The sequence below is a fragment of the Halalkalibacter oceani genome (assembly GCF_023715705.1).
Lineage (GTDB): Bacteria > Bacillota > Bacilli > Bacillales > Bacillaceae_D > Halalkalibacter > Halalkalibacter oceani_A.
This window is the reverse complement of the sequence record NZ_JAMBOS010000001.1, coordinates 88,509-114,514: the sequence shown is the minus strand read 5'-3', so window position 1 is coordinate 114,514 and position 26,006 is coordinate 88,509. Positions and strand designations below refer to the sequence as shown.

The window sequence follows — 26,006 nt, the reverse complement described above, 5'->3', positions numbered from 1 at the left end:
ACAACATATCCTTCTGGAATTAAGTCTACCCTACTTTGCAGAAATTCGTCAATCCTTTTTACTTAACGTCCTCTTATAAAGATTTCGAATCATGATTTTTGGTTTCCGAACTAAACTGTGTTATAGATCAACTCCACACATTAGTAGTACAGTCTAAATACAAAAAAACAGCCGAATCCGAAGTACTTATTCAAACCGCACTTCGAGATCAGCTGTTTCATAAAAAAGTCTTTTCTTCTCATTGTATTCGTCTGTGTACTGATTAAACTGTTCTTTTTCCTTTGCAACAACTTCATACGAGGCATTCACACCATCAATCTGCGCCTGGAGTTCTTCCATCGTCAGATCTTCCTGCTTCAGCATTGTAAAAAGCGCTTCATCCTCTTTTGCTGCCGTGACATAGGCCTCATAAAGCTTTTGATAATGCTCATATCGATTGTCCATCGCCACGATTAATTCTTCCAGCAGGCTGCTGAGCTGTTCGTCTTCCATCTCGTCCTGAACCGGTTTGATTAACTCAAATTCAGCATAGCTTCGTTCAATGCTTTCTTTTTCTGTTTCAATCATGGCCAGGCGGGAGTCAATCGAAGCCAGCGCTTCATCTGCCAGCTCGGTAATTTTCTCCATATCGCTGATACCGAGGGCGATAATGTCTTCAAATAATTCATTTTCCTTCACCTCTGCTGCCTGAAGAGGCTCCTGCTGCTCTTCAAAAGGTGCTTCCAACTCCACCGCCGCCTCCAGGTGCTGGTAAACGGTCTCGGTTGGTTTTTCTCCACATCCGCTCAGCAGCGCGGCGGTCAAGGCGAGTACGATTACCCATTTTCGATCCTTCACCATTCTTCCCCCTATCTTCTTTTCTCTATACCCAGTTTCCCACCCCACTACACTAAATCAATCAGCAGCAATTGACAATACCCTTTTCCTGATTTCTTGTCCTAATTATTTCTAGTATATGATCGCCCTTTTTTCAATATGTGCTTGTCCACAAAATAAAATGTGAAAGACCAATTGTTTTTAATAAATATAGGCATTCATCCAACCGTCCTTAGTGAAAATGCATATTGTAGTTAGTGAATCGCAGGCAAATGCGGTGTTATCAAAAAGGAGGAATGTAGAATGTACGGATACGGTGGAAATTGTTGTTACGATCCTTGCGGATATGGATATGGCGCTCCAGTAGCAGGCGCAGGCTATGGACCAGGTTTTGGCGGCGGCGGCGGTTGCGGTTACGGTAGAGGTTTCGCTTTAATCGTCGTGCTTTTCATCCTGCTTATCATTGTAGGAGCTTCCCGTTTCGGTCATTGCTAAATAACCGCACGAAGCAGCGGGTGAAGTCTGCGCTATCGTTTCAAAACCGGATGGAAAGCGTTTTTCCTTTCCGTCCGGCTTTGCGCAGGACCGAACCGCTGCCCTCTTTTATTCCTTTTTTGGACAGCCCGTTGCCAAGCGTCGCTTACCGGATGAGATTGCTTCTTTATTTGACCGCAAAAGTCTTGATCTTTCTTGAAAATGTACATAAAGTATGTGGTAAGGGTAAAGGAGTGATTGAGTAGAATGTTAACAATGAAAGATATTGTACGCGAAGGTGATCCGGTCTTGCGGCAAGTGGCCGAGGAGGTCTCCCTACCACTCAGTGAAGATGACAAAGCGACTTTGCAAAAGATGCTTGAGTTTGTCATAAACAGCCAGGATCCCGAGATCGCTGAAAAATACGCGCTTAGACCGGGGGTTGGACTGGCTGCTCCGCAAATCGGCATCTCCAAAAGAATGTTTGCCGTCCATGTGACTGACGAGAACGATAAGCTGTATAGCATGGGAATCATTAATCCGAAAGTAATCAGCCATTCTGTCGAGGAAACTCATTTGGAAAACGGCGAAGGCTGCTTATCGGTTGATCGCGACATTCCCGGAATCGTTCCGCGTTACGCGCGGATTACCGTGAAGGCGACTACGCTTGACGAGGAAGAAGTGACATTACGGCTCCGCGGCATGGTAGCGATCGTCTTTCAACATGAATTGGATCACCTGAACGGGATCATGTTCTACGATCGCATCGAGGACTTTGACGACAAGCTGAAGAAAAGCGTTCCAAGTCATTTGCGTTGAACCTCTGCTATGGCAGAGAAAAGCCCGTACCGAGGTTTCCCGGTACGGGCTTTTTATAAAACGGCGCCGAGGTTGGCTCCTCTCCTTTATAGCAGGCCGGTATAGCGAAGCCCATGAAGGATGCCATCTTCGTCCACTGGCTTTGTGACATAATTGGCGACTGCCTTCGCTTCTTCTCTCCCATCTCCCATTGCCACTCCAGTTCCGACAAACTGAAGCATTTCCAGGTCATTTAACGCATCGCCGAAAGCATATGACTGCTCCTGCGGAATGAATAAATAATCGAGCACCTGCTTGATCCCTCTCGCTTTCGAACCGCCGCCCGGAAGAATATCGACAGAATAAGGATGCCAGCGAATATAATCAAAATGGTTATGCCCTTGGACATACATCTCTTCCTCTTCTTCCTGACAGAATAAGAGTGCCTGATAAATTTTACGCTGGTGATACTCATCTTTTTTCACAGGGGGATACGGGAGCTTAAGCCCTCCCAGACTCTCTGCGATATAATGATCGTCGGCGCGGTTGGCGACCGCTCCATTATGGTCGAGAAAAACCATCGAATGATTCGCCTTCTCGGCAGCCTTTTCCAGGCGGATTAATTCATTCGTCGTCAGCGGGACATCATGAATGACCTTCCCTTCCACGACGACATACGAGCCATTAAAGCTGACATATGATTCGATTCCAAGCTCTTCACGCAGCTCCTTGAACATAAACGGAGCCCGTCCTGTGGCAATCGCCACATAAACGCCTTTTTCCTGCAAGGAAAAAATAGCTTCCTTCGTTGATTGCGGCAATTCCTTCTCTTCATTCAAAAGAGTTCCATCAATATCGAAGAACACAATCGGTTTATTCTTTTCCATTTTTTTCTCCCCACTTTCTATCTCTCGTTCACCCTTCAAAGAAACTTCCAGCCATTTCCTTGAACAGATTAGAATCGGTTCACACATACTAAGCATAACAAAAACCTCTCCGGTTGGACACGTTTGGAACTTAAAATCTTTGTTAAGGAGGGAAGGAAATATGCTAAAAAAACTTCGCAAAAAAATTATTAAAGGCTGCCGGCAGCTTTTACCAAAAAATAGACTTATTGAAGTATAATGTGCGTTGGTTATGTGAAAAATGGCGGTTGAAGCTGCCGTTCTTCCAGGGCGTCAAAAGAAAAACATGAAATAGTGCTATATTTGCTTTATAATGAAAATATAACCAACGGTAAGGAGAGGTAGAACTATGATTTTTAAAGTGTTTTTTCAAGAGAATTTTAAAGAAGTGCCTGTACGGGAATATACAGAAGCAATTTATGTTGAGGCGGAATCAGAAGCTGACGTGCGTAGAAAGCTTGCTCCGCGCAAATACAACATCGAATTTATAACGCCAATCTCTGGTGCGTTTTTAGAGTACGAAGAAAACAAAGAAGATTTCAAAGTGGAGTCGTTATAATAATATGAAGCAAGTTAAAAACAATCAGACAGCCGTCTTTGCACTTGGCGGTTTAGGTGAAATTGGCAAGAACACGTACGCGGTCCAATTTCAGGATGAAATTATTCTAATCGATGCCGGAATTAAGTTTCCAGAGGACGAGCTTCTCGGAATCGATTATGTCATTCCCGATTACACGTATTTAGTGAAGAATGAGGATAAAATTAAAGGTCTTTTTATCACGCACGGACATGAAGACCATATCGGTGGTATTCCCTATCTTCTACGAGAAATTAATGTACCCATTTATGGTGGTAAACTGGCCTTGGGCCTGTTAAAAGGCAAGCTGGAGGAACACGGACTCCTGCGAAAAGCTAAGTTTCATGAAATTCATGAAGATCAGATCGTCAAATTCGCGAAAACATCGGTGACGTTCTTCCGCACGACACACAGTATTCCCGACTCTTATGGAATCGTCGTCAAAACGCCTCCCGGCAATGTCGTTCATACCGGGGATTTTAAATTCGACTTTACTCCGGTCGGAGAGCCTGCCAACCTGACGAAAATGGCAAAGATCGGTGAAGAAGGCGTGCTCTGTTTACTTTCAGACAGTACGAACAGTGAAATTCCTGATTTCACGATGTCGGAGCGAAAGGTCGGCGAGAGCATAGACTCGATTTTCCGCAAGGTCGATGGCCGCATTATTTTTGCGACCTTTGCTTCAAACATTCACCGACTGCAGCAGGTCGTCGAGGCAGCCGTCCATCATGGACGAAAAATAGCGGTGTTTGGCCGAAGCATGGAATCAGCTTTAACAATCGGACAGGAGCTCGGCTATATTCGCGCGCCGAAGAATACCTTTATCGAAACATCGCAGTTGAACAAGCTTCCTGATAATCAAGTCACGATTTTATGTACGGGAAGTCAGGGAGAACCGATGGCGGCACTTTCCCGAATTGCAAACGGCACACATCGCCAAATACAAATCATCCCGGGTGACACGGTCGTCTTTTCGTCCTCGCCGATTCCGGGGAACACCTTAAGCGTCAGCAAAACGATCAATCAGCTTTACCGTGCCGGGGCTGACGTCATTCACGGACCTTTAAACGATATTCACACATCCGGACACGGCGGTCAGGAAGAGCAAAAGCTGATGCTTCGATTAATGAAGCCGCAATATTTCATGCCGATTCACGGTGAATACCGGATGCTTAAAATGCATATTAAATTGGCCAAGGATTGTGGAGTTGACGAAAAGAACAGCTTTATTATGGAAAATGGCGATGTCCTCGCCCTCCATCCTGAGGAAGCCGGCGTTGTCGGAAAGATTCCATCCGGCTCTGTCTACGTCGACGGAAACGGGATTGGCGATATTGGAAATATCGTTTTGCGTGACCGTCGTATTCTTTCAGAGGAGGGACTGGTCGTCGTCGTCGTCAGCTTGAACATGAAGGAATTCAAAGTGACCGCCGGGCCTGATTTAATCTCTCGCGGATTTGTTTACATGAGAGAGTCCAGTGACTTAATTAATGAAGCGCAAAAGCTGTTGGCGGCTCATTTGGACAGCGTTATGGAAAGAAAGACGACGCAATGGTCGGAAATCAAAAATGAAATTACCGATTTACTAGGTCCTTTTTTATACGAGCGAACAAAGCGCAGACCAATGATCCTTCCGATTATCATGGAAGTATAAGCTACGCAACGGACAGGGAGTAACAAAACTCCCTGTCTTTTTTGTCTTCTCTAAAATAAGCGTCCCCATGTTTCCGGACCGACAATTCCATCGACGGTAATTCCCGCCTGCTGTTGAAAGCGGATAACAGCAGCGGCGGTTTGCGGCCCAAAAATTCCGTCGATCGGACCCGGAGAATAACCAAGCTCCTTCAACCGCTGCTGGATCGCTTTCACCTCCGGCCCTGTAGCTCCTCTTGAAAAAAGCAGCTTCAATCCAGCGTTCGTTAATTCGCGACGAAAGTCACTCATCGAAAAAGCGGGACAATCCTTCCATTGGTAGCCCGGAAACTCCTGATGACCCAGCACCTTCTCTTTCGTGATGCCAAGCTCATTCATCAAGCTTTTTGTTAATTCAACAGCCGCAGTCCGTTGAGCCGGCTGCGGCCGTTCCTGCCGAAAATCACCGACGAGACAGATACCGACCGCCGCGCCATTGCTGCGGCCGACATGGTAGCTGATCGTCTCTAGCGGATGACACCAGCTGATTCCACCTTTTTTATCAATGACATAATGATAGCCAATTCCCGGCCAGCCGAGCTGATTGACATGATAAGCAGCAAAAGCCTCTGCACTTCCACTTACAGTCGCACTATGATGAAGCGCGATAAATTGAATCTGCCGTTGCGTTCTCTGTCTGTAACGTCGCGTACCATGAACCGGGAGTGCAGTTCGTTTATCAGTGATCTTCATTTCACCTTCCCCTTTCATTACGTTTTACCTATAAATAGGGAAAAGCAAGAAGAAACGGGGAGACCACTTTGAAAAAAGGAGCTCTACGGGAATCGCGTCACGCAGCAAAGCCCGTTGTGAGGACATATTCACAACGGGCTAAAGAGTCAAAGGCTGGGCAAAAGGTAAATAACCCTTTGTCCCAGCCTCTCGAAACCGATCTTATTCGCTTATTCTTTAATACCAAGCACGCGGTTCACACGCTTTGTCAGCATCTTCATACCGCCACCGCCCGCCTGAAAATGGCGAAGCTGCCCTTCTTCATCAAATACATAGTAAGCTGGAACGTATTCATTTTCAAATGCGTCTGTCAGCTTATGCTCACTGTCGACGAAAATAGGCTGGGAAATATCATGTTCCTCGGCAACCTTTTTAATTTCCTCAAGATCCAAATCCTTTTCAGATCGAGGCATATGAACAGCGACAACATTCAGCTTGTCTTTGTATTGATCACGAAATTCATTGACATTTGGCATTGCTTCCTTACATAAACCACAGCTGATCGACCAGAAGTGAATTAATGTCGGTTTATTTCCGATTAGATCACTTTTTGAATATTCACCATTTAACCAAGTTGTTGCGCCATCAAGTTCAGGCATTTGTGAGCGTAATTTTAGCGCCATCGAAAAAGCCTCCTATTCCTGTATGTTCATTACTTTCTAAAATAGTGCATCCGGAAGGGGAGCGGGGGTGTCCCCAAGGCAAAAACCTTGATGAGACACCCCCCTCTTTCACCTATCTTTTAAACGTTAAGTGTCGCTTGACCTGGCTTCCAGTTCGCCGGGCAAAGTCCACCAGTTTGTAATGCTTGAAGAACGCGAAGTGTTTCATCTACATCACGACCGATGTTGTTGTGGTTCACAACAGAGTACATTAACTCGCCTTCAGGGCTGATAATGAACAGGCCACGAAGAGCAACCCCTTCGTCTTCAATCAATACACCGTAATCGCGTGATACAGTGTGGTTCGTATCCGCTGCCAGTGGATATTTCAAATCACCAAGTCCGTTGTCATCACGGGATGTGTTGATCCACGCTTTGTGTGTGTGAATTGTATCTGTGGAGACGCCGATTACTTCCGCATCAAGGTCTTCGAACTCATCATAGCGGTCGCTTAGCGACGTAATTTCTGTCGGGCAAACGAAAGTGAAGTCCATTGGATAGAAGAACAGGACAGTCCACTTGTCATTTTTCATATTTTCTTCAAGGCTCACCTTACCAAATTCTTTATTCGGTAATACGGCGTCCATTTCAAATCTAGGCGCTTGCTTTCCTACCATTCGCTTATCTGTCATATGTAAAAACCTCCCAAATCAAAATTATTTTTTCCCTTCGCCGTCATTATAAAAGAAGTTTACATGCTAGTCAATATTAGCTAATAATCAATATAAACAACTGCCACAATAAAACGAAGCAATTGTAGTATACCCTTTTTTCCTTTATATAAACGGCGATTCCATCCATTATTATAGCAATGTTTTCCTGAAAAAGCGAAGGATATGCTCGTTGATTCTCATTTACATCTTTGTTACGGTTGAGTGAACACTTTTTTTATGCTAGGATTGTTCGATGTAACGTTTACTGGCAAACAGATCGGTTATAGTTTACATAAGGAGTGATTGGATGACACAATGGTTGAACAATTGGACGGAAGGGGCTTTTCTGCTTGGCATCGCGCTGATCATTGGTCAGGTTGCCCTGGCGGTTATCGCCTTCTTCATTGCCCGCTCAATCGGGACAAGACTGATTCGTGGCACGTTCTCGAAAATGGAAAAACAGAAAAACATGTCGGCAGGACGAGTGCAAACATTACAGAAGCTCTCGGTAAATGCGTTCTCCTACGTTCTTATCTTCGTCTTTATTACGATCGTCATCAGCATCTTCGGCTTAAATCCAACTGGATTGATTGCCGGTGCCGGTGTCGTCGGTCTGGCGATCGGCTTTGGCGCCCAAGGGCTCGTCAGCGATGTCGTCACCGGTTTTTTTCTATTGCTTGAAAAACAAATTGACGTTGATGATTATGTGACGGCGGGCGGAGTCGACGGCGTCGTCGAAGAAGTCGGCCTGCGTACCACACAAATAAGAGGGTTTGACGGCACGCTGCATTTTATTCCTAACCGTGACATTAGCAGCGTCAGCAATCATTCACGCGGCAACATGCGGGCCCTCGTCGATATTAGTATATCCTATGATGATAACATCGATCATGCGATTGCTGTTTTACAGCAGGCGTGTGACCGGATTGCCGCCGAGGATCCAACGATCAAGGAAGGACCGAACGTGATCGGCGTTCAAGGTCTGGGAGATTCGGATGTCGTCTTGCGGATCATCGCCAAAACAGAAAATATGGCGCAATGGGCTGTTGAGCGCAAGCTGCGTAAAGAATTGAAAGAAGAGCTTGATGCAAATAATATCGAAATCCCATTCCCCCATCAAGTGTATATCGAGAAAAAGTAGAAAGAATCTAACGGCAAATGAAATAAGGGTGGGCTAAAAGGTTGTTTTTTACCTTTTAGCCCACCCTTTGTCATGAGCAAAGCCACCACGATCCGGGAAAGCCCGTTTTTCCTCAAGCTCATGTGGAACGGAACTGAACCTTCTGACGAAGCAGTTCGCCGCCCTTCATGACGGTTCGACGGACTTTCGGGCAGTTTCCCTATGCTTGTTGGTTGACCTTCTGTTCGACCATTTGGCAAACTTCCTGCGCACTCATCCCGTGGGCATTAATGACAGAGCCTTGAATAGCGGCATCCTGAACACCCATCATATTCTGATCGCTGCCAGTAATGACGCAGCAGTCGCAGCCATTTGCGTCTGCCTCCTGCTTTAATGGCACGACCTCATACCCCATTTGCTCCAGCTCCTGCTGGACCGCTGTTAATGATTGTTCTACCCCAATTTTCTTCGCCATTTTATATTGCACCTCCGTAAGTAGTGTAGTAGCACTCCTTACGGTTTCCCGTTCAGCGAAAATTATTCACGCCCAGCACTAACGTTTTGATCTCTTTCCTTAAAATAGCTTATAAGCAGGTCGACCGCGACGTTAATCGCCTCTTCCTTTGGCTCAAGCCGCGCATCATGAAGACCATGTTCGCTGTCAACGCCGAGCCAAAACATCATTCCCGGAATTTTTTCAAGAAAATAGCCGAAGTCCTCCCCTGTCATCGCTTCGGGTGCACGGACGAAAGTGACTGCCTCATAGCGCTCGGCAAATTCAATAAAAGCAGCTGTGCTTGCTTCGTCATTGTAAACCTGGCAATAGTTCGCGCCATAATCAATCGAAGCACGGCAAGTAAAGCCGACTTCAATTCCGGCCACCAGCGCTTCGATTCGTGCTTTGATCTGCTTCATTGTTTCGATCGAGCGCGTACGGATTGTGCCTTCAATCGTCGCTGATTCGGCGATGATATTTTGCTTTGTTCCGCCTTTAATGACGCCAATCGTAATCACCCCGGCATCAAGCGGGTTCACATTGCGGGCGACAATCGTCTGGAGCTGGGTTACAAGGTGACTCGCCGCGACGACCATATCATTTGCCGTATGCGGATAAGCGGCGTGTCCTCCCTTTCCCTTCAACGTAATAAACAGCTCCGACGTATTGGCAAAAAGCAGGCCGGGCTTTGTCGCCACCGTGCCAACCGGATACTCCGGTGCAATATGCAGCGCCAACATTTCATCAGGCCACCATTTTTTGAACGTCTCAGCTTCAAGCATCGGCAGTGCACCGCCCGGTCCTTCCTCGGCCGGCTGAAACAAAAAGAGCATATTTTCGCGCGGCTGCTGCTCAGCGAAATAACTTAATAGACCAAGTGCAATCGTCATATGGAAATCGTGACCACAGGCATGCATCGCCCCTTCATGCTGCGAACGAAAGTCATGATAGCTCGTCTGCTCCTCAATCGGCAATCCGTCAATGTCAGCACGGTAAGCGAATGTTTTTGTGCCGACAGTCCCTTTGACATGGACGAAAATCCCTGTTTTCCATGCTTCAACCGTCAAGAAATCCTGACGCAATTCGCTGATTCGTTCGAGCAAATAACGCTGAGTCTTGAATTCCTGATACCCGAGCTCCGGAATTTGATGAAGCTCGCGCCTGATTTTTACTAATTCGTTTGCGGCAATCATGACTGACCTCCAACGGCAGCCAGCTGTTGCTCCAGCTTCGTGATAAAGACCTCGATGTCCTCTTTCGTCAAGGTGAGTGGTGGCAGAAGGCGGATAATCGTTTGCTGCGTGACATCGACCATCACGCCCTGCTCAAGCAATCCACGTTGAACCGACTTTACTTGCGCCGCTTCAAGCTCCAGCACAATTCCGAGCATCATCCCTTTTCCTCTCACTTCATTAATATAATGCGGGTAGCGCTCTTTCAGCTCATAAATGCTCGTCTGCAACAGGGCCGCCGCCTCTTTCCCCCGCTCGAGCTGGTGCTGCTCGATCAGTACCTCAATTACGGCATTGCCTAAAGCCGCGCTTAACGGAGACGGCGCGAAGGTCGTCCCGTGATCGCCGGGCTTAAATAAATCAGCAAGCTTCTCGGCGGCAATAATTCCACCAAGCGGCAGACCGCCGCCAATCCCTTTCGCAAACAAAATCACATCCGGCTCAATCCCGGCATCCTGATAAGCAAAAAAAGTGCCGGTACGGCCGACGCCTGTCTGAATTTCATCCATGCATAAAAGGACGCCGTACTGCCTGCAAAGCGACTCCATTGCTTGCAAGTAAGAGCTGCTTAGCGGCACGATTCCGCCCGAACCAAGCAGAGGCTCAGCAATGATGGCCGCTGGCTGATGCTGCTGGAAAATCGTTTCGAGCGCCGCTGAATCGCCCGGCTCGACTTCGTATACCGGGACATCCGTCACCGGGAAATCCTGATAAACCCCCGGCTGCCGCGTGAGCTTCAGCGCTCCGAGCGTCCGGCCGTGAAAGCTTTTCTTCATGACGACAATCCCTCGTCGCTCTTCCCCTTGCTGCTTCGTCCATTTGTGGATCAGCTTGACCGCCGCTTCAGTCGCCTCGGCTCCAGAATTCGTAAAGAAGACCTTTCCGGCGATTGAGAGCTTTGTCAGCTTTTCGGCAAGCGTAATGGCCGGCTTATTGTAAAACACATTTGAAATATGAAGAAATTGCTCTCCCTGTTCATGTAAAGCCTTCAGTACAGCAGGATGCGAATGCCCGAGAATATTTACAGCCAACCCGGTGAATAGATCCAAATATTGTTTTCCTTCTTCATCAATTAAATAATTCCCCTCGCCTTTTGCAATCACAATAGGCAGCCGGCCATAGGTTGACATCACAGCCCGCTGGTCACGTTCAATCCAATTTGCCACAGTCGTTTCCCCTTTCACGCTCTGTAAGGAAATAGGGTTGTCCGAAAAGCCCGGCTTTTGGTCAACCCTTTAAGAAAGGTGAAGCCGCAACGCTTATCCAACCGTCACACAGGCTCCACTTGTTGCTTCGGGGCCGTGTCAAAGGATTTCCCTTTTAACACAGCCCCGTTTGTATGAAATGCTATTTTCCTTTAGTCATTTAAACGACGAAGCTCTTGTCTGATTTCCGTCTTCCCTTTCGTCTTTTCATCGATTTCTTTAATAACGCGAGCCGGTGTACCAGCCACAACTGTGTTCGGCGGTACATCTTCAATCACGACTGCTCCGGCTGCAACAACGGCACCCTTGCCGACAGTCACTCCTTCAAGCACGACACAGTTCGCGCCGATAACGACATCATCCTCAACTATAACCGGCTTCGCGGAAGGCGGCTCAATGACACCAGCCAGCACAGAACCCGCGCCAATATGGCAGTTCTTTCCAACTGTAGCTCGTCCTCCGAGAACAACGTTCATATCGATCATCGTCCCTTCACCGATCACAGCGCCAATATTAATGCTTGCTCCCATCATAATAACGGCATTTTTTCCGATTTCCACCTGGTCACGGATGATCGCGCCAGGCTCAATGCGCGCTTGAATGTTTTTCATGTCAAGCAATGGGATTGCGGAATTGCGGCGGTCATTTTCGACAACTACATCTTCAATCCGTGATTCGTTCGCTTTCAGTGCCGGCTCAATATCGCTCCATTCGCCGAATAGAACACCGACATTCCCTGTAATAAACGTTTTTGTATTCGCACCGAAATCAATGCCGGCTACATCGCCTTTAATATGTACTTTTACCGGGGTTTTCTTTTCACTTTCTGAAATAAATTTGATAATTTCATTTGCATCCATCATCTTCATCGTTATATTCCTCCTCAACAATTAAACAATCTCTTCATTATGATAAAGATATCACGATCAAATTGCAATCAAAACAGCGACTTTTGTCAGAAAGAAAGAGTGGTAAAAAGGACGAACGCCCCTTCTCCCACTCCCCAAGTTTTCTATTTCGTCAAATAATTGACCACTGCTGCCAGTGCCTCCTCGCAATCCTCGCCGACAGCCCGGACGTTGACCGTATCGCCGTTGTGAATTTGCAATGTAATGAGGCCGAGAAAGCTTTTAATATTGACTTCGATCACTTTCCCTCCGACAATTTTCTTGATGTAGACCTCTGAAGAAAACGGCTGCAAATCTTTACTGAGTTCGACAATCGTTTGCTCCTCCGAAATGTTAATCTCGATATCCTTTGTCACTGTTTTCACGATAATCGCTCCCTTCCTGTCATTTGTATAGTCTTACCTGTCCTGCTCTGATTATGATTCTGCTTTGACTACTTCATGCCCGCCGAATTCATTGCGGAGAGCGGCAACTACTTTTCCTGTGAACGTATCCTCCTCCTGTGAACGATAACGCATCATCAGTGACAGTGCAATAACAGGAGCAGCAGTTTGCAAATCAAGCGCGGTCTCGACCGTCCATTTTCCTTCTCCGGAAGAGTTCATTACCCCGCGGATCTGTTCAAGCTTCGGATCCTTGGAGAAAGCATTCTGCGTCAGCTCCATCAGCCAAGAGCGAATGACTGAGCCATGGTTCCAGACCCGCGCCACTTCTTCGTAATCATAATCAAACGGACTCTTTTCAAGGATGTCGAACCCTTCGGCAATCGCCTGCATCATCCCGTATTCAATCCCATTGTGAATCATTTTCAAAAAATGTCCGCTTCCAACCTCACCGCAGCCAAGATAGCCATTCTCGATCGTCAGCGCCTCAAACACCGGCTCCAGCAATTGAAGGGCTTTCTTACTCCCTCCTGCCATGATACACGCTCCATGGCGGGCACCATCTACTCCACCGCTCGTTCCAACATCGACGAACTCAATTCCTTTTTCACGGAGCGTTGCCGCCCGGCGGAGTGTGTCTTTGTAATTTGAATTGCCGCCATCAATGATGATGTCTCCTTGCTCAAGATGTGGCGCTACGCCGTTGATCACCTCTTCTGTAATATCCCCGGCTGGCACCATCAGCCAAACGACACGCGGTTTTTCCAGCTTGGAGACAAGCTCCTCGTAAGTATAAGCCCCGCTTGCCCCATGCTCCGCAATTTTATCCACTTGCTCTTTATTCACATCACTGGCAACCACTTTGTAGTGATGATCCAGTAAATTTAACGCCAGGTTAAAGCCCATTTTCCCAAGGCCGATCATTCCAATATTCATTTCATACAGCTCCTTTGATAAATTTAAATTGACAACGAAAAATATTTCTTTATTATGACATTAGGGTGAAAAATTATTTTTACCTCTCTATTATAAGATAGATTTTTTCTTTTTCAATATTTTAATAGAAAAAAAATTCTGTATTGATATACTGGAATTAAGGAATGAATGCGCTTTCTTAAAAAACGATGTCAAATTTGCTTTTATTTTTTATCCATTTATCATCTAGATTGGAGGACACCCTTTGTGAAACAATCGCTCCCTTGTTTAACCAAAATACGAGCAGCCTATTCTTCGTTAAGTGAAAAGGAAAGAAAAGTAGCTAATTATATTTTACATGATCCGAAAAGAATCATCCATTCGACGATTAATCAGGTCGCCGATGATCTCGATATTGCTGATGCTACGGTTTTTCGCTTTTGCAAACGAATTGGCTTTTCGGGCTTTCAGGCGATGAAAATAGCGCTCGCTTCTGAGATTGTCACTCCCGTGCAGGATATTCATGAAACCATTCAGGAGGATGACGACGAAAAGGCGATCACCGAAAAAGTATTTCGATCCAATATTCGTACGCTCGAAGACACATTACTCGTTATGGAATCAGCGGTTTTCCAACAAGCTGTGCAGGCATTGGCCCATGCAAGGAAAATTGATTTCTACGGCAATGGCGGATCCGGGATTATCGCTCTCGATGCCCATCACAAATTTATCCGGACCGGCCTGCCGTCCGCCGCCTACCGGGATTCTCATTTTCAGGCGATGTCAGCCTCGCAGCTGACTAAAGATGATGTAGCTGTGTTTATTTCACATTCAGGTACGAATCGTGATTTGCTTGAAGTACTTGAGGTCGCCAAAGACAATGAGGTGACGACGATCGGCATTACAAATCTGGCCAAGTCCCCTTTAAGCAAAGGTGTCGATCACGCCCTGTTTACTGTATCTCAGGAAACAGAATTCCGCTCTGAAGCCCTGGCATCAAGACTGGCTCAATTATGTATTATCGATGCCCTTTATGTTAATGTCAGTATGGCCCGGAAAGAAAAGATGAAAACATCACTTCAACGAATGAGAAAAGCTGTTTCCATGAAAAAAATGTAGGAAAGAAGGATGACATCACGATGAAATCATATGTAATTGGTCTTGATATCGGGACCACGTCAGCAAAAGCGGTCCTGTTCAAGCGCTCCGGCTATGTTGTCGCCGAGCATGAAGAGCTTTATCCGACCTCTCAGCCTAAAATTGGCTGGTCGGAGCAGGACCCTCTTCAAATTGAGCTGGCGACGATTCAGGCGCTAAAGATGCTGATTGAGAAAGCGGCCGTGCCCGCAGCCGATATTGCCGCCGTCGGCCTATCATCAGCCATGCATTCGATCGTCTGTTTAAATGCCGATAACGAGCCGTTGTCCCCGCTCATTACCTGGGCGGATCAGCGCAGCGTCAAGCAGGCTGAAGAGCTGCGTTCGATGCCGGGTTCAACCATCTATTTAAAAACAGGCACGCCCCAGCATCCAATGACGCCGCTTGTTAAGCTCCGCTGGATGAAGGAAAACGACTACGAGCCTTATCGGCAGGCAACGAAATTTAAATCAATGAAAGAGTTTCTCCTTGCCCGCTGGTTCCGCGAGGATGTCGTCGATTATGGCGTCGCCTCGGCCTCCGGACTGTTTAATATTACCGAAAAAGTGTGGGAGAAGGAAGCTCTTGCTGCGGCAGGGGTAACAAAAGACCAGCTTTCGACTCCAGTCCCGCCGACTTATCTATGTCAAGGGCTGCCACCGGCGCTTGCCGACGAAATCGGTATCGACAAAAAGCTCCCCTTTGTTGTCGGCTCAAGCGATGGTCCGTTGGCCAATATCGGAACAGGAGCGATTCACCATGGTGATGTAACCGTCACGATCGGCACAAGCGGGGCGATCAGGCAAATGAGTACATCGCCACGTACGGACGAGCAGCAGGAAATTTTTTGCTACAGTGTCTCAGATGAGCTGTGGGTGATGGGTGGCCCGACGAATAACGGTGGCAATGTGCTTCACTGGATGAGAGAGGTGTTAGGAGAGGAGCAGCAACGAATAGCTGCTCAGAAGCAGATGTCAGCTTACGAATTGCTCACCGAGCTGGCGGAGACATCCAGTCCCGGGGCCAACGGTCTCCTCTTTCTTCCTTACTTGAATGGTGAACGGGCACCAATTTGGAATTCCCGGGCGCGCGCTAGCTTTATCGGTTTGACACCGAGCCACACAAAAGCCGATATGCTCCGCGCCGGTCTGGAAGGTTCGATTTACAGCATCTATCATATCGGTACCGCGCTGAACCGGCTGGCGGGTCCTCCTAAGACAATGCTGGCAAGCGGTGGGTTTTCCAGATCTGCACTCTGGCTGCAAATCCTTGCCGATGTATTCGGACAGCAGGTCCAGCTGCCGCTTAGTCATCAAAGCTCGGCATGGGGAGCAGCCTGGATTGCGTTACTGGCGACCGGAGAAGAAGCACGGCTTGAGGATATTAAAGAATCGATTCCGATGAAAGGAACGATTGAACCAAATGAGCAGGCGCATCAGCGCTATAAGGAAATGTTTGCGATTTATCAACAGGCCATTAATGAACTTACCTCTACGTTTCAGCGTTTATCAGCCTTGCAGGCAGACCTTAGATGATTGTGAAAACGGACACTCTATGATACGCTAGTAGCAAGATCATACATAGAACCACTGGGGGTGCTATATGCTGAGAAAGGCCTTGCCTTAACCCTTTTTTACCTGATCTGGATTATGCCAGCGGAGGGAAGTGGGCTTGATGCAGACTCTGTATTCCAGTCATCTGGTAAAGCCAGCAAATCACTTCCGTACGCGAAGTGATTTTTTTATTTGCAAAGACAATAAGAGAAAAAGGAGAGGATCTTCATGACATTTACAGACCACTTGTACGAAACAGCAAAGCCAATCTGGGAGAAAGGCTATCAGCACCCGTTTGTCCAGGGAATCGGCGATGGCACACTCGACCCTGAGCGTTTTTCCTTTTTTATGTGTCAGGATTATGTTTATTTAATTGAATACGCGCGACTCTTTGCCCTGGGCAGCTTAAAGGCTCCGGATTTGTCGACAATGTCGACCTTTGCCAAGCTGCTTGATGCCACCTTAAACATGGAAATGGAGCTTCATCGGCAATATGCCGAGAAACTGGGAATTTCCCGCGAAGAGCTGGAAGCAACTGAACCAGCTCCGACTACGCTTGCCTATAGCAGCTATATGCTAAACCTTTCACAGCGCGGTTCTTTAGCTGAATTAATTGCCGCCCTCCTGCCGTGTGCCTGGAGCTATGGAGAAATCGGCGAACGGCTGGCGCAAATCCCCGGGGCCGTCGACCATCCCCTTTACGGAGAATGGATCCGAATGTATGACTCGGAGGATTTTAAAGAATTGGCGACATGGCTCATTGATCTTCTTAATGAACTCGCCGAGGGGAAATCAGAAACGGAAAAGAAACAGCTTGAAACAATCTTTATTCATACGAGTAAGTTTGAATATTTATTTTGGGACATGGCCTGGGAACAGGCTGGCTGGACGATTTAACAAAAAAGCCGCCTGTCAGGAGAACAACTCCCGCAGGCGGCCATTTTCACTCGGCAGCTCCGTTACTGTACTTCCCTCAGCCAGGCAAACAGTAAAGGACCTCCTTCTGTCTTCGCTTCAAATATCAGCTCATAGTCATCGAGCTGATAAACGTACATCCAATAGTCTTCCATCATATTTTTCTCGCTTCGGTCAAACGTCCCAAGTTCACGCTTTAAATCGTCCTCCGTCAGTTGATACGCTTCAATGTCCAGCGCGACAGCCACGGTTCGGCCGCTCATTGGATTTATAAAAAAAGTATGAGGATCATATTGCAAAAACTCCCCGCCTTCATAAGACCCTTTTTCCCGCGGTTGCCCATAAGCCGAAATGATCTGTTCACTTGATTGACCAAGCTCAATCGACAACGGTTCAAACAAACCATTATAGCCCGCTTCAATCCATTCAAATGTAAGAAAGGCAGCCTCGTCCGTTTCAGCTTTTACCTCGGATTCACCTACTGCTTTTCCACAACCGGTCATAATGAAAATAAGCCCGATGATCAACAGATATTTAGCCTTCATCTTTCTCACCTTCCTTTTTTAGCCAAGCTTTTTCATTATATGTAGCCTGTTCAAGATTATATGAGACCATACCCTTATTTTTTTGCGATTAATCTTTTTTATTCCCTTTAGTGCGCAGCTCTTTTTCAACTCAATACTTCCTGTTATGTTAAAATTCAACTGATAGCGGGAGGGGGAGAAACGTTTTGAGAAGTGACAGTCGAAATCGGAATGTGGGACGGGACGACTCATTTGACCGGACCTTCGTCGGCAAACCCGGCTGTATGGTTATTTTCCTGCTGGTGATTATTATTGGCTCCATCGTATACATTAATTGATTTTGAAAAATTCAGAAAACTGAAAGGCTGTGTCAAGACTTCATGCTTAAGGCAAAAGGGACAAACCGCCCTTTTGTCTTAAGCTCCTTTCTCTACGATAAAACTTCTTCAATAAAGACCGTCGTTTCCTTGGCTAGGTCAATATGCTTCACATCAAAGTCTTCAGAAGCCGAACCGACCATGTGAAAAACGCGAATAATCGGACGCTGTGGCAGTCCTGGATTTTGATCGACAACGATTCCTGTTTCCTTTGTCGATAATTTCACCTGGCTTCCTGTCGGATAAAAAGCCACCGCCCGTAAAAAACGCCACATCACCTCATGGGAAAACTGAATATTCGTTAGCCCAAGCAAATACTCACACGCTTCATACGGGAACATCCCCTTACCGCCATCTTTCGGCGACAGCAGGCGGTCATATGTATTTGTCACCGCGACAATTTTAGACAGGACATGAATTTCTTCATCTTTTAGCTTTCGCGGATAGCCGGTTCCATCCATATTTTCATGATGAGTAAGAGCGATATGAGAAGAAAGCGTACTAATTTCTTTATTTTTCCGCAGCAGATTAAACCCTTTCCACGTATGATCATTCTTCATTGGCTCAAGTTGGCCAGGTGCATCATCGACCACTTTTCCAATATCATGAAGCAATGCTCCTATCGCTAATTCCTGAAGTTTGGTTCGGTCCAAACCCATTTTAATTCCGACAATCGTCGAAAGTATGCAGACATTGACAGAATGAACGTAAAGCTCATTATCCTCCGTGCGAATATCCATAAGAGCGAACAATGTCTGCTGGTTTTGCAATACTTCATCAATGATGGTTGAAATTACCTTCCGAACAGCTTGAAAATCAATATTTTTTCCCGTTTGCACAAGCTGAAAGGAGTCCTGGAGCGTGGAAATGGTTTCTCTTTTTACTTTCTCCGAAACAACCTCTTCCACTTTAATATCGTTTACCCGCTCGTCCTTAATATAAATCGCTTTCACACCCATGCGCCGCAGTCGCGAAAGAATCCCGACAGTTAATTGCACATCTTCCTGTAGCAGCACCCGTCCATCACTTGCAAAAATATGCTTCGCCAACCGTTCCCCATGCTGAACATGATCAATTAATGTATATTTCATTCGTTACTCCCTTAACATTCTTTTCCTTTTATTATAGTGGAAGCCTCTTCTGTATACTAGGGATGACTGCAAAGCTGGCAGAGTTTAGTAAAAAAGAGACGTGCCAAAAGGTGGAAAAAGACCTTTTGGTACATCTCTTAAAGATACTGCTCCTGCAAAAAAACAGTAACGTAGCTTGCTTACTCTTTCTTGGCGGGATCATCTTCCAACTCGACTGGACGCTCTTCTTTTTCAAAATAAACAGTACGGCTCGGAAAAGCTACATGAACGTTTTCTTCCTCCAGTATCTTCAGGATCTCAAGATTAATATTCTCTTTAATCCGATACCATTCAGCCCATACGGTTGTTTTTGTAAAGAAATACAAAAAGATTTCAAGACTTGAATCGTTGAATTCACTAAAGTGAACCATAATGACATCTGGATCAACTTCTTCATGCGATCGCAGCAATGCATCAATTCTTCTCACACAGCGCTCCAGCTTTTCCCGTGGTGTTGAATACGTCACACCAAGCGAGAACGTAATCCTCCGCTTGTTCATTTGCGACCAATTGGTAATGGGTTCATTGGCGAGTGTTGAATTCGGAACGGTAATGACCGAATCCTCAAACGTACGGATTTGCGTACTTCTAAACGTAATATCTTCTACTGTTCCTTCCACAGAGGGCGTCTTGATCCAATCCCCCTTTGAAAATGGCTTTTCCGTAATAATAATGACGCCGCCAAAAAAGTTTCCGATCGTATCCTGTGCCGCAAGGGCAAAGGCGAGGCCGCCGAGCCCCAGTCCGGCAACGAAGCCACTGATGCTGTACCCCCACTCACCGGCGACGACGACGATCACAAGCGCGACGACAGTAAAGCGTAAAATTTTCGACAAAAAAGGGACAAGCATGCTGTCCTCATCAATATCGACCTTACGCGCCATCCGGACAAAGACCATCGACTGCGTCGATGTATAATTATAAAGCCCCCAGCCGATTAAAATAATAATAATCGATCGGTACAGATGCTTGACAAACTCAACCGTCGTCCAGTTAAACGGTAAGTACACAAGCGCCAAATATGTACCGAGCACGACCCAGAACAGCCGGAGCGGCGCTTCAAAAGCTAAGAGAACATTCGTAAAGACCTCCGTCGGAGTCTTGCGTGACATTTTGACAACCATTTTAAAAATATAGCGTGTAAACAGCTTACGAAACAAGAGAAATATAAGGAAGATTGCGAAGGCAATCGCATAATCATTCCATTCCATTCTCTGCACTGAACGGACAAACGCGTCCCATCTTTCCATGTCGATCCCACCTTTGTTATATCGACAAATATTTTAACATAGGTGGCAGCGGCTGAATAGCAGACCCGCAGGATTTTCACAATGCGCATTCTTCAATTTCAAACCCAAGATCTTCAATCATTTGGTAGTCCAGTTCCATCTGCTGGCCCGGCGTCGTCAAATAATCACCGACAAAAATGGAATTCGCCGCGTACAAGGCAAGCGGCTGCAACGTGCGAAGATTCACTTCACGCCCTCCGGACACTCTAATTTCCTTCGTCGGCAGAATAAAGCGCAGCAATGCTAATATTTTCAATGCACGCAGCGGCTTTGTTGCCGGCCTTCCTTCAAGTGGAGTTCCGGCAATCGCATGTAGGAAATTGACCGGCACCGAATCAGCATCAAGCTCTTTTAACGCCCAAGCCATTTCAACAATTTGCTGATCCGACTCGCCCATCCCGATAATCACCCCTGAACAGGGGGACATGCCGCTCTGCTTCACATGCTGCAATGTTTCGATTCGATTCTGGTATGTATGCGTCGTCGTAATAGCCGGGTGAAGCTCTTCATGCGTATTAATATTATGGTTGTAGCGCTCAACGCCAGCTTCCTTTAGCTTCGCTGCCTTTTCCGCAGATAATGCACCGAGACAGGCACAAATTTTTAATGGCATCGTCGCCCGGATCTCTGCGACGGCATCGACGACCTGCTCAACCTCGTGGTCAGTCGGGCCCCGGCCACTCGCGACAATGCAATAGGTTCCGGCTTTTCGCTTCAATGCTTCCCTCGCCCCAGCCAGTAACGTTTCCTTTTCAAGCAAAGTATACTTTTCCACCGGCGCATTGGACACAATAGATTGAGCGCAGTAGCCACAATCTTCCGGACATAGGCCACTTTTCGCATTAATAATCATATTCAGCTTAACCTTCTTGCCAAAAAACGTTTGCCGTACCGCAAAAGCAGCATGCAAAAGCGGTAACACTTCGCTGTCAGCAGCGGCTAGAACAGCAAGTCCCTCCCCGATTGAAATCTCCTCCTGCCTGATCGCCTTTTCCGCCAGCTTTCCCCAATCGTTTCCTCTCATAAGTTACCAGCCCCTTTTTGTTAACCTAATTAATAATTAAGTTAACAATAAAACAAGAAAAGCACAACCCTTTTTTCATCCAAAAAACCGGTCCACCTACAGTCCAACTTGTGACAAGCTTTTTTAAAAGAACGTCAAAAAAGGCTCTGAGGAACAAATCCTCAAAGCCTTTTCTTTATGTCTGTGTAGCTCTTAGTAGCTTTTCTTAACGTTAGAAGCTTGGTCGCCACGGTCGCCTTGAACGACATCAAATGTTACAGCTTGACCTTCGTCAAGTGTTTTGAAGCCTTCGCCAGTGATAGCAGAAAAGTGAACGAATAGATCGTCGCCTTCTTCACGCTCGATAAAACCAAAACCTTTTTCTGAGTTGAACCATTTTACTGTACCTTGTTGCATGTTGTTTCCTCCTGTCGTGTGGTGAACCACACATTTTAATGATTATTCTTGATAATTCGTAATAATGAAGAGGAAACATCTAGCGGATCCATCTTTATTCTAAAAACGATCAAAAATAAGTTAACACAAGTATAACACTTCCAGTTAGAAAAAGCCAGCTAAAGAATAACGATTCTTTTATTCCTTATCATGATGATGTTTTCGCTTTTCCCAGCGTGGAATAAAACCGTTCTTTTCAAGCTTGCTGTAATGCTCTTCCATCTTCTTGATGATGTGGTTTCCTTTCTCTTCAGAGAACACGCCAAATTCCACATACTTTGCAATGACTTCTTTTTTCTTTTCGAGAATCTCCTGCTGGATTTCCGCAATTTCCTCCTGCTGCTGCTTCGTTAGTTCCACCTTATTTTCACCGTCTGCCGCGAATACATTGCTGGAAAGCACCAAGCCGCAAACAAGCGCCGAAACAAGCAGCAAAAACAGCTTATGTGACCATCGCATTTTTCTTCCCTCCTTTATGTACCTGTATTCTTAACTTGTACTGCCTTTAGGAAAATATACAAAAAAAGCCCGGACAAAAGATTGGTTGTTTCACCTTTTACCCGGACGTAACCTTATGATCAGCGTTTCTTCTTTTTTTGTTTGGCACGGTCGTCAGCGGCCTGCATCCGGGCCATCGCATCCCGGTCAGCGCCATCCGCCAGCTCCTCAGAAAATTCCACTTCATCATATGGTCCCTTTTGCTGTTGTGCTTTCGGTTTTTTTGCCATGTTGATCCTCCTTTTTGGATGTACTGCTATCTTTATTTGTAGTATGAACCAGTTAGGTGGATCTCATGACAGTTGATTTTATGAATAACGTTGAAGCAAATCAATCAAAAAGCCATCTGATTCCGAACGGTCTACGATGAAGTCCACCCCGTAAAACGTCAGAATCCCGGTCACTGTCGCCCAGCAGACGAGACTGATCATCATCCAGACCGCAACGGCCTTCCGCTCCCCGCCAAATGACATGCTTAAAAAAGCGGCTAAGTGACTTCCGACAAGGATCGGACCTAAAAATGCCAACCCAGGCAGGCCATATTTCTTCCAGATTTTTTCCGCGCGGGCTCCCCGTTTGTTCGGTGCTTTTCCTTTCTTTTCTCTTCTCCGCTGAAGCCATGCCTTGATCTGATCCATCAGAACAATGACAAGCAGGACCGTTACGACATTTCCAAGCAACCCGATAATGACAACGAGCCATGTTTGCAAACCGGCTAAAGCTCCGAGCGGTATAACGGCAACCACTTCAAAAAAAGGTGTAGCCGCCAGTAAAAAAACAATTGCATAGGCAATGATATATCCCATTTTCATTCTCTCCTTTTTATTTTAAATATCGTCTTGTTTCATACCAGTAAATTGTATACTGCGTGCTTGAGAGCACAAAAAGAATGAGCAGAGGTACCTCCGGAAAAAACGGAAACAGAACCATGAGTAAAGCTGAATACGGAATCGCAAAATAGAAAAAGATGTACACTTTTCTGCAGGCCCGGTTTGTCACCCATTGCTGCCCTTCATCTTCCTCGTTAAATTCATATGGAATAAAGGAAATCAGCTTAATGCTCCGTTCCGGATGACGGAGGTTGTGAACGATCAGAAAGAGAAAGAGCCCTGCTGTCACAGTGAGCACTACGATCCCTAATGGGTACACCCAGCCCTTTTGCTCAAAGCTGGCGTAAACAAAAAGCAGCATAAGACCCGTATATACGACCATAAAAAACGGTGATCGGATTGTCCTTTCAATCATTAAGCTTCGCCTCACTTTCGAGCCAAAATACTTCTTCTAAAGAAACGGAAAAAACATGGGCAATTTTTAATGCTAACGTGACAGATGGTGCATAGTCCCCTTTTTCAATCATCCCAATCGTCTGTCTTGTTGCTCCGATCCGTTCAGCCAAATCAGATTGGGTCCAGTGATGCTTTGCTCGCAATTCTCTCACTCGGTTTCGCAACATCCCTTTTTCCCTCCTTGCTCGTTTATTGTAAGCCATCCTTGACATAATGTAAAGGATAATTAACATTTTGTCAGGAATTATTAACATCGAGCAAAAATAGTGACTTCTGCAGAGACGTTTGCTATATTAAAGTATTGTTGGAGATAGAAAAAAAAGGAGGATACGCTTGTGAATGGAACAATGGCTGGTGCCGCCAATTCAGCACAGACAGAAATAAAAAAAGCACCTATTATGATTTCTTTAATCATTGGCGCATTTTTTGCCATTTTAAATGAGACTTTACTAAATGTCGCTTTTACTGATTTGATGAATGATTTACAAGTCTCTACCGCTACCGTTCAATGGCTTTCTACCGGCTTCCTGCTCGTTGTTGGAATTTTGATCCCGGTAACAGCCCTGCTGCTGCAATGATTTTATTTACAATTGGAACGCTTATTTGTGAAATTGCGCCGACCTTTTCGTTTCTCCTGATCGGCCGGCTTATTCAGGCGAGCGGAACTGGACTTTTAATCCCAGTTATGATGAATACGGTACTCGTCCTTTTCCCACCTGACAAACGCGGCGGAGCGATGGGGATGATCGGACTCGTCATTATGTTTGCGCCGGCAATCGGCCCTACTCTTTCCGGAGTGATTGTCGAATCACTAAACTGGCGTTGGTTATTCTTTATCGTCATTCCATTTGCGCTCTTTTCGATCGCTTTTGCTGCAATTTACTTAAAGAACGTAACGGATATTACGAAACCGAAAGTCGATATTACCTCGATTATCCTTTCCACCGTCGGTTTTGGCGGAATTGTCTTCGGCTTTAGCAGCGCCGGAGAAGGGTCACATGGCTGGGCTAGTCCTGAAGTATACCTTACGATTATTGCCGGGGTGACCGCGTTAATTTGGTTTGTTATCCGACAGCTGCGCCTTGAAGATCCGCTTCTCGATATGCGCGCTTTCTTATCACCGATGTTTTCTCTGGCGACCGTTTTAGTCATCATCGTTATGATGACGATGTTCTCAACGATGATTATCCTGCCTTTGTTTTTACAGGGTGGTCTGGCTTTAAGTGCCTTCGTCGCCGGTCTGGCGCTATTGCCTGGTGGTATTTTGAACGGCTTTATTTCACCAATTTGCGGAAGGATTTTTGATAAATTCGGACCAAAGGTGCTGCTCATCCCGGGCGGGGCGTTACTCGTGATCGTAATGTGGCTGTTCACGAATGTCTCAACCTCAACTTCCGTCTTTCAATTCATTGTGCTGCACTCCCTACTGATGATTGCTGTCGCGATGATTATGATGCCAGCGCAAACCAATGGATTGAATCAGCTGCCGCGGAAATATTACCCGCACGGCTCGGCGATTATCAATACACTTGTCCAGGTTGGCGGAGCGATCGGAATTGCGCTGTTTATCAGCATTTTGGCCTCAGGTCAGGCCCGCTATTTATCGTCGGTTACAGACACACCTGCAAATATTGAAGCAGCGGCCTTAACTGCCGGGGTTCAAAGCACATTTTCAATCGGCTTGATTTTTGCGATACTCGCTTTTATTCTTACTCTGTTTATGAAACGGACAGTTGCTCCGGAAGAAGTAACAGAGCAGTAAACATGTTGCAACACAAGCAATGAGGCTGCGTGACACGGATAGTTCCGTGTTACGCAGCCTCTTCATTTATCACGTTTTATTGGCTTATCAATCGAACAAAACAACCCATGTCAGAAACAGTAGCGAGAACACACCTGGATTTTTTAATGGCTTTTTCGTCATTTTTCATCCCTCCCAGCTTTTCCTGTACTGACAGTGTAGCATGAATCTGACAAGCAGTACGGGAATCCGGAAGGTTATCTGACAAGCTTTCTAACGGCCTTGTTCGTTCGGATCACTGGAAGAGCGATCTTTCGTTTTTTCCTTTTGCCGCTCCTCTTCCGCCTCCTGTTTAATATCTTCAAGCGGAAGCTCGTCGACCGGCATAATCGTCTGGTCGCGTTCCTTTTGTTTTTCCTTGTCTTTCTTAAACGCTTTCTCTTTATCGTTACGTTCTTTCAACACTTTTTCCTTTTCCGAGTTCTTCAAGGCAATCCCTCCTTATTGCCCTGTACCCGGTGTCAGAAGG

At 46.2% G+C, this 26,006-nt stretch carries 30 protein-coding genes, 2 pseudogenes and 1 riboswitch; of the genes and pseudogenes, 10 read left to right on the top strand and 22 right to left on the bottom strand.

Annotated features, from left to right (window positions below; genetic code table 11):
* Window positions 1-186: 186 nt before the first annotated feature.
* Window positions 187-837, bottom strand: coding sequence for a YkyA family protein (locus M3212_RS00625; RefSeq protein ID WP_251191993.1), 651 nt, complete (start codon window positions 835-837; stop codon window positions 187-189).
* Between the two features lie 390 nt (window positions 838-1,227).
* Between M3212_RS00625 and M3212_RS00620 the strand changes: the two are divergent.
* Both M3212_RS00620 and def read left to right on the top strand, forming a co-directional pair.
* Window positions 1,228-1,311: pseudogene (locus tag M3212_RS00620) on the top strand (YjcZ family sporulation protein); the annotation flags it as partial.
* A 246-nt stretch (window positions 1,312-1,557) separates the two neighbouring features.
* Window positions 1,558-2,109: a peptide deformylase gene (gene def, locus M3212_RS00615; protein WP_251191992.1), complete on the top strand. Its 552-nt coding sequence runs from the start codon at window positions 1,558-1,560 to the stop codon at window positions 2,107-2,109.
* A gap of 86 nt (window positions 2,110-2,195) precedes the next feature.
* Here def and M3212_RS00610 read toward each other — a convergent pair whose 3' ends face one another.
* Entirely contained in the window at window positions 2,196-2,975 is a 780-nt protein-coding gene (locus tag M3212_RS00610) for a Cof-type HAD-IIB family hydrolase (protein ID WP_251191991.1), read from the bottom strand.
* A 367-nt stretch (window positions 2,976-3,342) separates the two neighbouring features.
* Between M3212_RS00610 and M3212_RS00605 the strand changes: the two genes are divergently transcribed.
* Together M3212_RS00605 and rnjA are read left to right on the top strand one after the other, a co-directional pair.
* Complete coding sequence (locus M3212_RS00605) at window positions 3,343-3,552, top strand: DNA-dependent RNA polymerase subunit epsilon (RefSeq protein ID WP_251191990.1); 210 nt, start codon at window positions 3,343-3,345, stop codon at window positions 3,550-3,552.
* 4 nt (window positions 3,553-3,556) lie between these two features.
* Window positions 3,557-5,224, top strand: a complete 1,668-nt coding sequence (rnjA, locus tag M3212_RS00600) for a ribonuclease J1 (protein WP_251191989.1) — start codon at window positions 3,557-3,559, stop codon at window positions 5,222-5,224.
* A 50-nt stretch (window positions 5,225-5,274) separates the two neighbouring features.
* Here the strand turns inward: rnjA and M3212_RS00595 are convergent, their stop codons facing one another.
* The 3 genes from M3212_RS00595 to M3212_RS00585 all read right to left on the bottom strand — a co-directional run bounded on the left by M3212_RS00595 (window position 5,275) and on the right by M3212_RS00585 (window position 7,288).
* Entirely contained in the window at window positions 5,275-5,955 is a 681-nt protein-coding gene (locus M3212_RS00595) for a peptidoglycan recognition protein family protein (RefSeq protein ID WP_251191988.1), read from the bottom strand.
* Between the two features lie 209 nt (window positions 5,956-6,164).
* Window positions 6,165-6,617 carry a TlpA disulfide reductase family protein gene (locus tag M3212_RS00590; protein ID WP_251191987.1) on the bottom strand — a complete coding sequence of 151 codons (453 nt, stop codon included), beginning with the start codon at window positions 6,615-6,617 and terminating at the stop codon, window positions 6,165-6,167.
* Between the two features lie 119 nt (window positions 6,618-6,736).
* Window positions 6,737-7,288, bottom strand: a complete 552-nt coding sequence (locus tag M3212_RS00585; RefSeq protein ID WP_251191986.1) for a peroxiredoxin — start codon at window positions 7,286-7,288, stop codon at window positions 6,737-6,739.
* A gap of 328 nt (window positions 7,289-7,616) precedes the next feature.
* Here M3212_RS00585 and M3212_RS00580 point away from each other — a divergent pair, with 328 nt between their 5' ends.
* Window positions 7,617-8,450, top strand: a complete 834-nt coding sequence (locus tag M3212_RS00580) for a mechanosensitive ion channel family protein (protein ID WP_251191985.1) — start codon at window positions 7,617-7,619, stop codon at window positions 8,448-8,450.
* Window positions 8,451-8,649: 199 nt separating this feature from the next.
* Here M3212_RS00580 and M3212_RS00575 read toward each other — a convergent pair whose 3' ends face one another.
* The 6 genes from M3212_RS00575 to gnd form a co-directional block, all read right to left on the bottom strand.
* On the bottom strand, window positions 8,650-8,904 hold the full coding sequence (locus M3212_RS00575; RefSeq protein ID WP_251191984.1) for a YkuS family protein: 255 nt from the start codon (window positions 8,902-8,904) through the stop codon (window positions 8,650-8,652).
* A gap of 62 nt (window positions 8,905-8,966) precedes the next feature.
* Complete coding sequence (locus tag M3212_RS00570; protein WP_251192231.1) at window positions 8,967-10,115, bottom strand: N-acetyldiaminopimelate deacetylase; 1,149 nt, start codon at window positions 10,113-10,115, stop codon at window positions 8,967-8,969.
* Window positions 10,115-11,323, bottom strand: a complete 1,209-nt coding sequence (locus M3212_RS00565) for an aspartate aminotransferase family protein (protein ID WP_251191983.1) — start codon at window positions 11,321-11,323, stop codon at window positions 10,115-10,117. The genes M3212_RS00570 and M3212_RS00565 overlap by 1 nt, the downstream gene beginning before the upstream one ends.
* Before the next feature lie 191 nt (window positions 11,324-11,514).
* Window positions 11,515-12,231: a 2,3,4,5-tetrahydropyridine-2,6-dicarboxylate N-acetyltransferase gene (dapD, locus tag M3212_RS00560; protein ID WP_251191982.1), complete on the bottom strand. Its 717-nt coding sequence runs from the start codon at window positions 12,229-12,231 to the stop codon at window positions 11,515-11,517.
* Window positions 12,232-12,374: 143 nt separating this feature from the next.
* A complete protein-coding gene (locus M3212_RS00555) occupies window positions 12,375-12,635 on the bottom strand; it encodes an HPr family phosphocarrier protein (RefSeq protein ID WP_251191981.1) in 261 nt (86 codons plus the stop codon).
* Window positions 12,636-12,686: 51 nt separating this feature from the next.
* Window positions 12,687-13,598 (bottom strand): phosphogluconate dehydrogenase (NAD(+)-dependent, decarboxylating), encoded by a 912-nt coding sequence (gnd, locus tag M3212_RS00550; RefSeq protein WP_285873935.1) that lies wholly within the window; start codon window positions 13,596-13,598, stop codon window positions 12,687-12,689.
* A 237-nt stretch (window positions 13,599-13,835) separates the two neighbouring features.
* On the opposite strand from gnd, the gene M3212_RS00545 reads away from it, so the two are divergent.
* The 3 genes from M3212_RS00545 (at window position 13,836) to tenA (ending at window position 17,155) form a co-directional block, all read left to right on the top strand.
* Complete coding sequence (locus M3212_RS00545; RefSeq protein ID WP_251191979.1) at window positions 13,836-14,687, top strand: MurR/RpiR family transcriptional regulator; 852 nt, start codon at window positions 13,836-13,838, stop codon at window positions 14,685-14,687.
* Between the two features lie 20 nt (window positions 14,688-14,707).
* A complete protein-coding gene (locus M3212_RS00540) occupies window positions 14,708-16,240 on the top strand; it encodes a gluconokinase (protein ID WP_251191978.1) in 1,533 nt (510 codons plus the stop codon).
* Window positions 16,241-16,286: 46 nt separating this feature from the next.
* Window positions 16,287-16,386, top strand: a riboswitch (TPP riboswitch).
* A 100-nt stretch (window positions 16,387-16,486) separates the two neighbouring features.
* Window positions 16,487-17,155: a thiaminase II gene (gene tenA / locus M3212_RS00535; protein ID WP_251191977.1), complete on the top strand. Its 669-nt coding sequence runs from the start codon at window positions 16,487-16,489 to the stop codon at window positions 17,153-17,155.
* A 62-nt stretch (window positions 17,156-17,217) separates the two neighbouring features.
* Here tenA and M3212_RS00530 read toward each other — a convergent pair whose 3' ends face one another.
* The gene (locus tag M3212_RS00530; RefSeq protein ID WP_251191976.1) at window positions 17,218-17,718 is read right to left on the bottom strand and encodes a hypothetical protein; all 501 of its coding nucleotides are present in this window, start codon (window positions 17,716-17,718) and stop codon (window positions 17,218-17,220) included.
* Between the two features lie 185 nt (window positions 17,719-17,903).
* On the opposite strand from M3212_RS00530, the gene M3212_RS21960 reads away from it, so the two are divergent.
* Window positions 17,904-18,035, top strand: a complete 132-nt coding sequence (locus tag M3212_RS21960) for a hypothetical protein (RefSeq protein WP_285873882.1) — start codon at window positions 17,904-17,906, stop codon at window positions 18,033-18,035.
* 92 nt (window positions 18,036-18,127) lie between these two features.
* On the opposite strand, the gene M3212_RS00525 is transcribed toward M3212_RS21960, so the two are convergent.
* The 9 genes from M3212_RS00525 to M3212_RS00485 all read right to left on the bottom strand — a co-directional run bounded on the left by M3212_RS00525 (window position 18,128) and on the right by M3212_RS00485 (window position 23,903).
* Window positions 18,128-19,165: an HD-GYP domain-containing protein gene (locus M3212_RS00525; protein WP_251191975.1), complete on the bottom strand. Its 1,038-nt coding sequence runs from the start codon at window positions 19,163-19,165 to the stop codon at window positions 18,128-18,130.
* Window positions 19,166-19,344: 179 nt separating this feature from the next.
* Window positions 19,345-20,454: a mechanosensitive ion channel family protein gene (locus tag M3212_RS00520; RefSeq protein WP_251191974.1), complete on the bottom strand. Its 1,110-nt coding sequence runs from the start codon at window positions 20,452-20,454 to the stop codon at window positions 19,345-19,347.
* 76 nt (window positions 20,455-20,530) lie between these two features.
* Window positions 20,531-21,517, bottom strand: coding sequence for a biotin synthase BioB (gene bioB / locus M3212_RS00515; protein WP_251191973.1), 987 nt, complete (start codon window positions 21,515-21,517; stop codon window positions 20,531-20,533).
* Between the two features lie 192 nt (window positions 21,518-21,709).
* On the bottom strand, window positions 21,710-21,913 hold the full coding sequence (locus tag M3212_RS00510; RefSeq protein WP_251191972.1) for a cold-shock protein: 204 nt from the start codon (window positions 21,911-21,913) through the stop codon (window positions 21,710-21,712).
* A 177-nt stretch (window positions 21,914-22,090) separates the two neighbouring features.
* Window positions 22,091-22,411 (bottom strand): YckD family protein, encoded by a 321-nt coding sequence (locus tag M3212_RS00505; protein ID WP_251191971.1) that lies wholly within the window; start codon window positions 22,409-22,411, stop codon window positions 22,091-22,093.
* A 119-nt stretch (window positions 22,412-22,530) separates the two neighbouring features.
* Window positions 22,531-22,680 carry a YfhD family protein gene (locus tag M3212_RS00500; protein WP_251191970.1) on the bottom strand — a complete coding sequence of 50 codons (150 nt, stop codon included), beginning with the start codon at window positions 22,678-22,680 and terminating at the stop codon, window positions 22,531-22,533.
* Between the two features lie 78 nt (window positions 22,681-22,758).
* The gene (locus tag M3212_RS00495; protein ID WP_251191969.1) at window positions 22,759-23,256 is read right to left on the bottom strand and encodes a small multi-drug export protein; all 498 of its coding nucleotides are present in this window, start codon (window positions 23,254-23,256) and stop codon (window positions 22,759-22,761) included.
* Between the two features lie 16 nt (window positions 23,257-23,272).
* Complete coding sequence (locus tag M3212_RS00490; RefSeq protein ID WP_251191968.1) at window positions 23,273-23,695, bottom strand: hypothetical protein; 423 nt, start codon at window positions 23,693-23,695, stop codon at window positions 23,273-23,275.
* Window positions 23,688-23,903: a helix-turn-helix transcriptional regulator gene (locus M3212_RS00485; RefSeq protein WP_251191967.1), complete on the bottom strand. Its 216-nt coding sequence runs from the start codon at window positions 23,901-23,903 to the stop codon at window positions 23,688-23,690. Before M3212_RS00485 ends, M3212_RS00490 begins: the two co-directional genes overlap by 8 nt.
* A 180-nt stretch (window positions 23,904-24,083) precedes the next feature.
* Here M3212_RS00485 and M3212_RS00480 point away from each other — a divergent pair.
* A pseudogene (locus M3212_RS00480) lies at window positions 24,084-25,498 on the top strand (DHA2 family efflux MFS transporter permease subunit).
* 252 nt (window positions 25,499-25,750) lie between these two features.
* Here the strand turns inward: M3212_RS00480 and M3212_RS00475 are convergent.
* The gene (locus M3212_RS00475) at window positions 25,751-25,966 is read right to left on the bottom strand and encodes a hypothetical protein (RefSeq protein ID WP_251191966.1); all 216 of its coding nucleotides are present in this window, start codon (window positions 25,964-25,966) and stop codon (window positions 25,751-25,753) included.
* Window positions 25,967-26,006 lie beyond the last annotated feature (40 nt).

What these genes read in the sequence shown, in the direction of transcription:
- dapD (WP_251191982.1), bottom strand. Translation starts at nt 12,231, where the DNA reads ATGAAGATGATGGATGCAAATGAAATTATCAAATTTATTTCAGAAAGT.
- M3212_RS00605 (WP_251191990.1), top strand. Translation starts at nt 3,343, where the DNA reads ATGATTTTTAAAGTGTTTTTTCAAGAGAATTTTAAAGAAGTGCCTGTA.
- M3212_RS00505 (WP_251191971.1), bottom strand. Translation starts at nt 22,411, where the DNA reads ATGCGATGGTCACATAAGCTGTTTTTGCTGCTTGTTTCGGCGCTTGTT.
- M3212_RS00495 (WP_251191969.1), bottom strand. Translation starts at nt 23,256, where the DNA reads ATGGGATATATCATTGCCTATGCAATTGTTTTTTTACTGGCGGCTACA.
- bioB (WP_251191973.1), bottom strand. Translation starts at nt 21,517, where the DNA reads ATGAGAGGAAACGATTGGGGAAAGCTGGCGGAAAAGGCGATCAGGCAG.
- M3212_RS00595 (WP_251191988.1), bottom strand. Translation starts at nt 5,955, where the DNA reads ATGAAGATCACTGATAAACGAACTGCACTCCCGGTTCATGGTACGCGA.
- rnjA (WP_251191989.1), top strand. Translation starts at nt 3,557, where the DNA reads ATGAAGCAAGTTAAAAACAATCAGACAGCCGTCTTTGCACTTGGCGGT.
- M3212_RS00490 (WP_251191968.1), bottom strand. Translation starts at nt 23,695, where the DNA reads ATGATTGAAAGGACAATCCGATCACCGTTTTTTATGGTCGTATATACG.
- tenA (WP_251191977.1), top strand. Translation starts at nt 16,487, where the DNA reads ATGACATTTACAGACCACTTGTACGAAACAGCAAAGCCAATCTGGGAG.
- def (WP_251191992.1), top strand. Translation starts at nt 1,558, where the DNA reads ATGTTAACAATGAAAGATATTGTACGCGAAGGTGATCCGGTCTTGCGG.
- M3212_RS00530 (WP_251191976.1), bottom strand. Translation starts at nt 17,718, where the DNA reads ATGAAGGCTAAATATCTGTTGATCATCGGGCTTATTTTCATTATGACC.
- M3212_RS00590 (WP_251191987.1), bottom strand. Translation starts at nt 6,617, where the DNA reads ATGGCGCTAAAATTACGCTCACAAATGCCTGAACTTGATGGCGCAACA.
- M3212_RS00585 (WP_251191986.1), bottom strand. Translation starts at nt 7,288, where the DNA reads ATGACAGATAAGCGAATGGTAGGAAAGCAAGCGCCTAGATTTGAAATG.
- M3212_RS00500 (WP_251191970.1), bottom strand. Translation starts at nt 22,680, where the DNA reads ATGGCAAAAAAACCGAAAGCACAACAGCAAAAGGGACCATATGATGAA.
- M3212_RS00510 (WP_251191972.1), bottom strand. Translation starts at nt 21,913, where the DNA reads ATGCAACAAGGTACAGTAAAATGGTTCAACTCAGAAAAAGGTTTTGGT.
- M3212_RS00610 (WP_251191991.1), bottom strand. Translation starts at nt 2,975, where the DNA reads ATGGAAAAGAATAAACCGATTGTGTTCTTCGATATTGATGGAACTCTT.
- M3212_RS00540 (WP_251191978.1), top strand. Translation starts at nt 14,708, where the DNA reads ATGAAATCATATGTAATTGGTCTTGATATCGGGACCACGTCAGCAAAA.
- M3212_RS00520 (WP_251191974.1), bottom strand. Translation starts at nt 20,454, where the DNA reads ATGGAAAGATGGGACGCGTTTGTCCGTTCAGTGCAGAGAATGGAATGG.
- M3212_RS00580 (WP_251191985.1), top strand. Translation starts at nt 7,617, where the DNA reads ATGACACAATGGTTGAACAATTGGACGGAAGGGGCTTTTCTGCTTGGC.
- M3212_RS00575 (WP_251191984.1), bottom strand. Translation starts at nt 8,904, where the DNA reads ATGGCGAAGAAAATTGGGGTAGAACAATCATTAACAGCGGTCCAGCAG.
- M3212_RS00525 (WP_251191975.1), bottom strand. Translation starts at nt 19,165, where the DNA reads ATGAAATATACATTAATTGATCATGTTCAGCATGGGGAACGGTTGGCG.
- M3212_RS00485 (WP_251191967.1), bottom strand. Translation starts at nt 23,903, where the DNA reads ATGTTGCGAAACCGAGTGAGAGAATTGCGAGCAAAGCATCACTGGACC.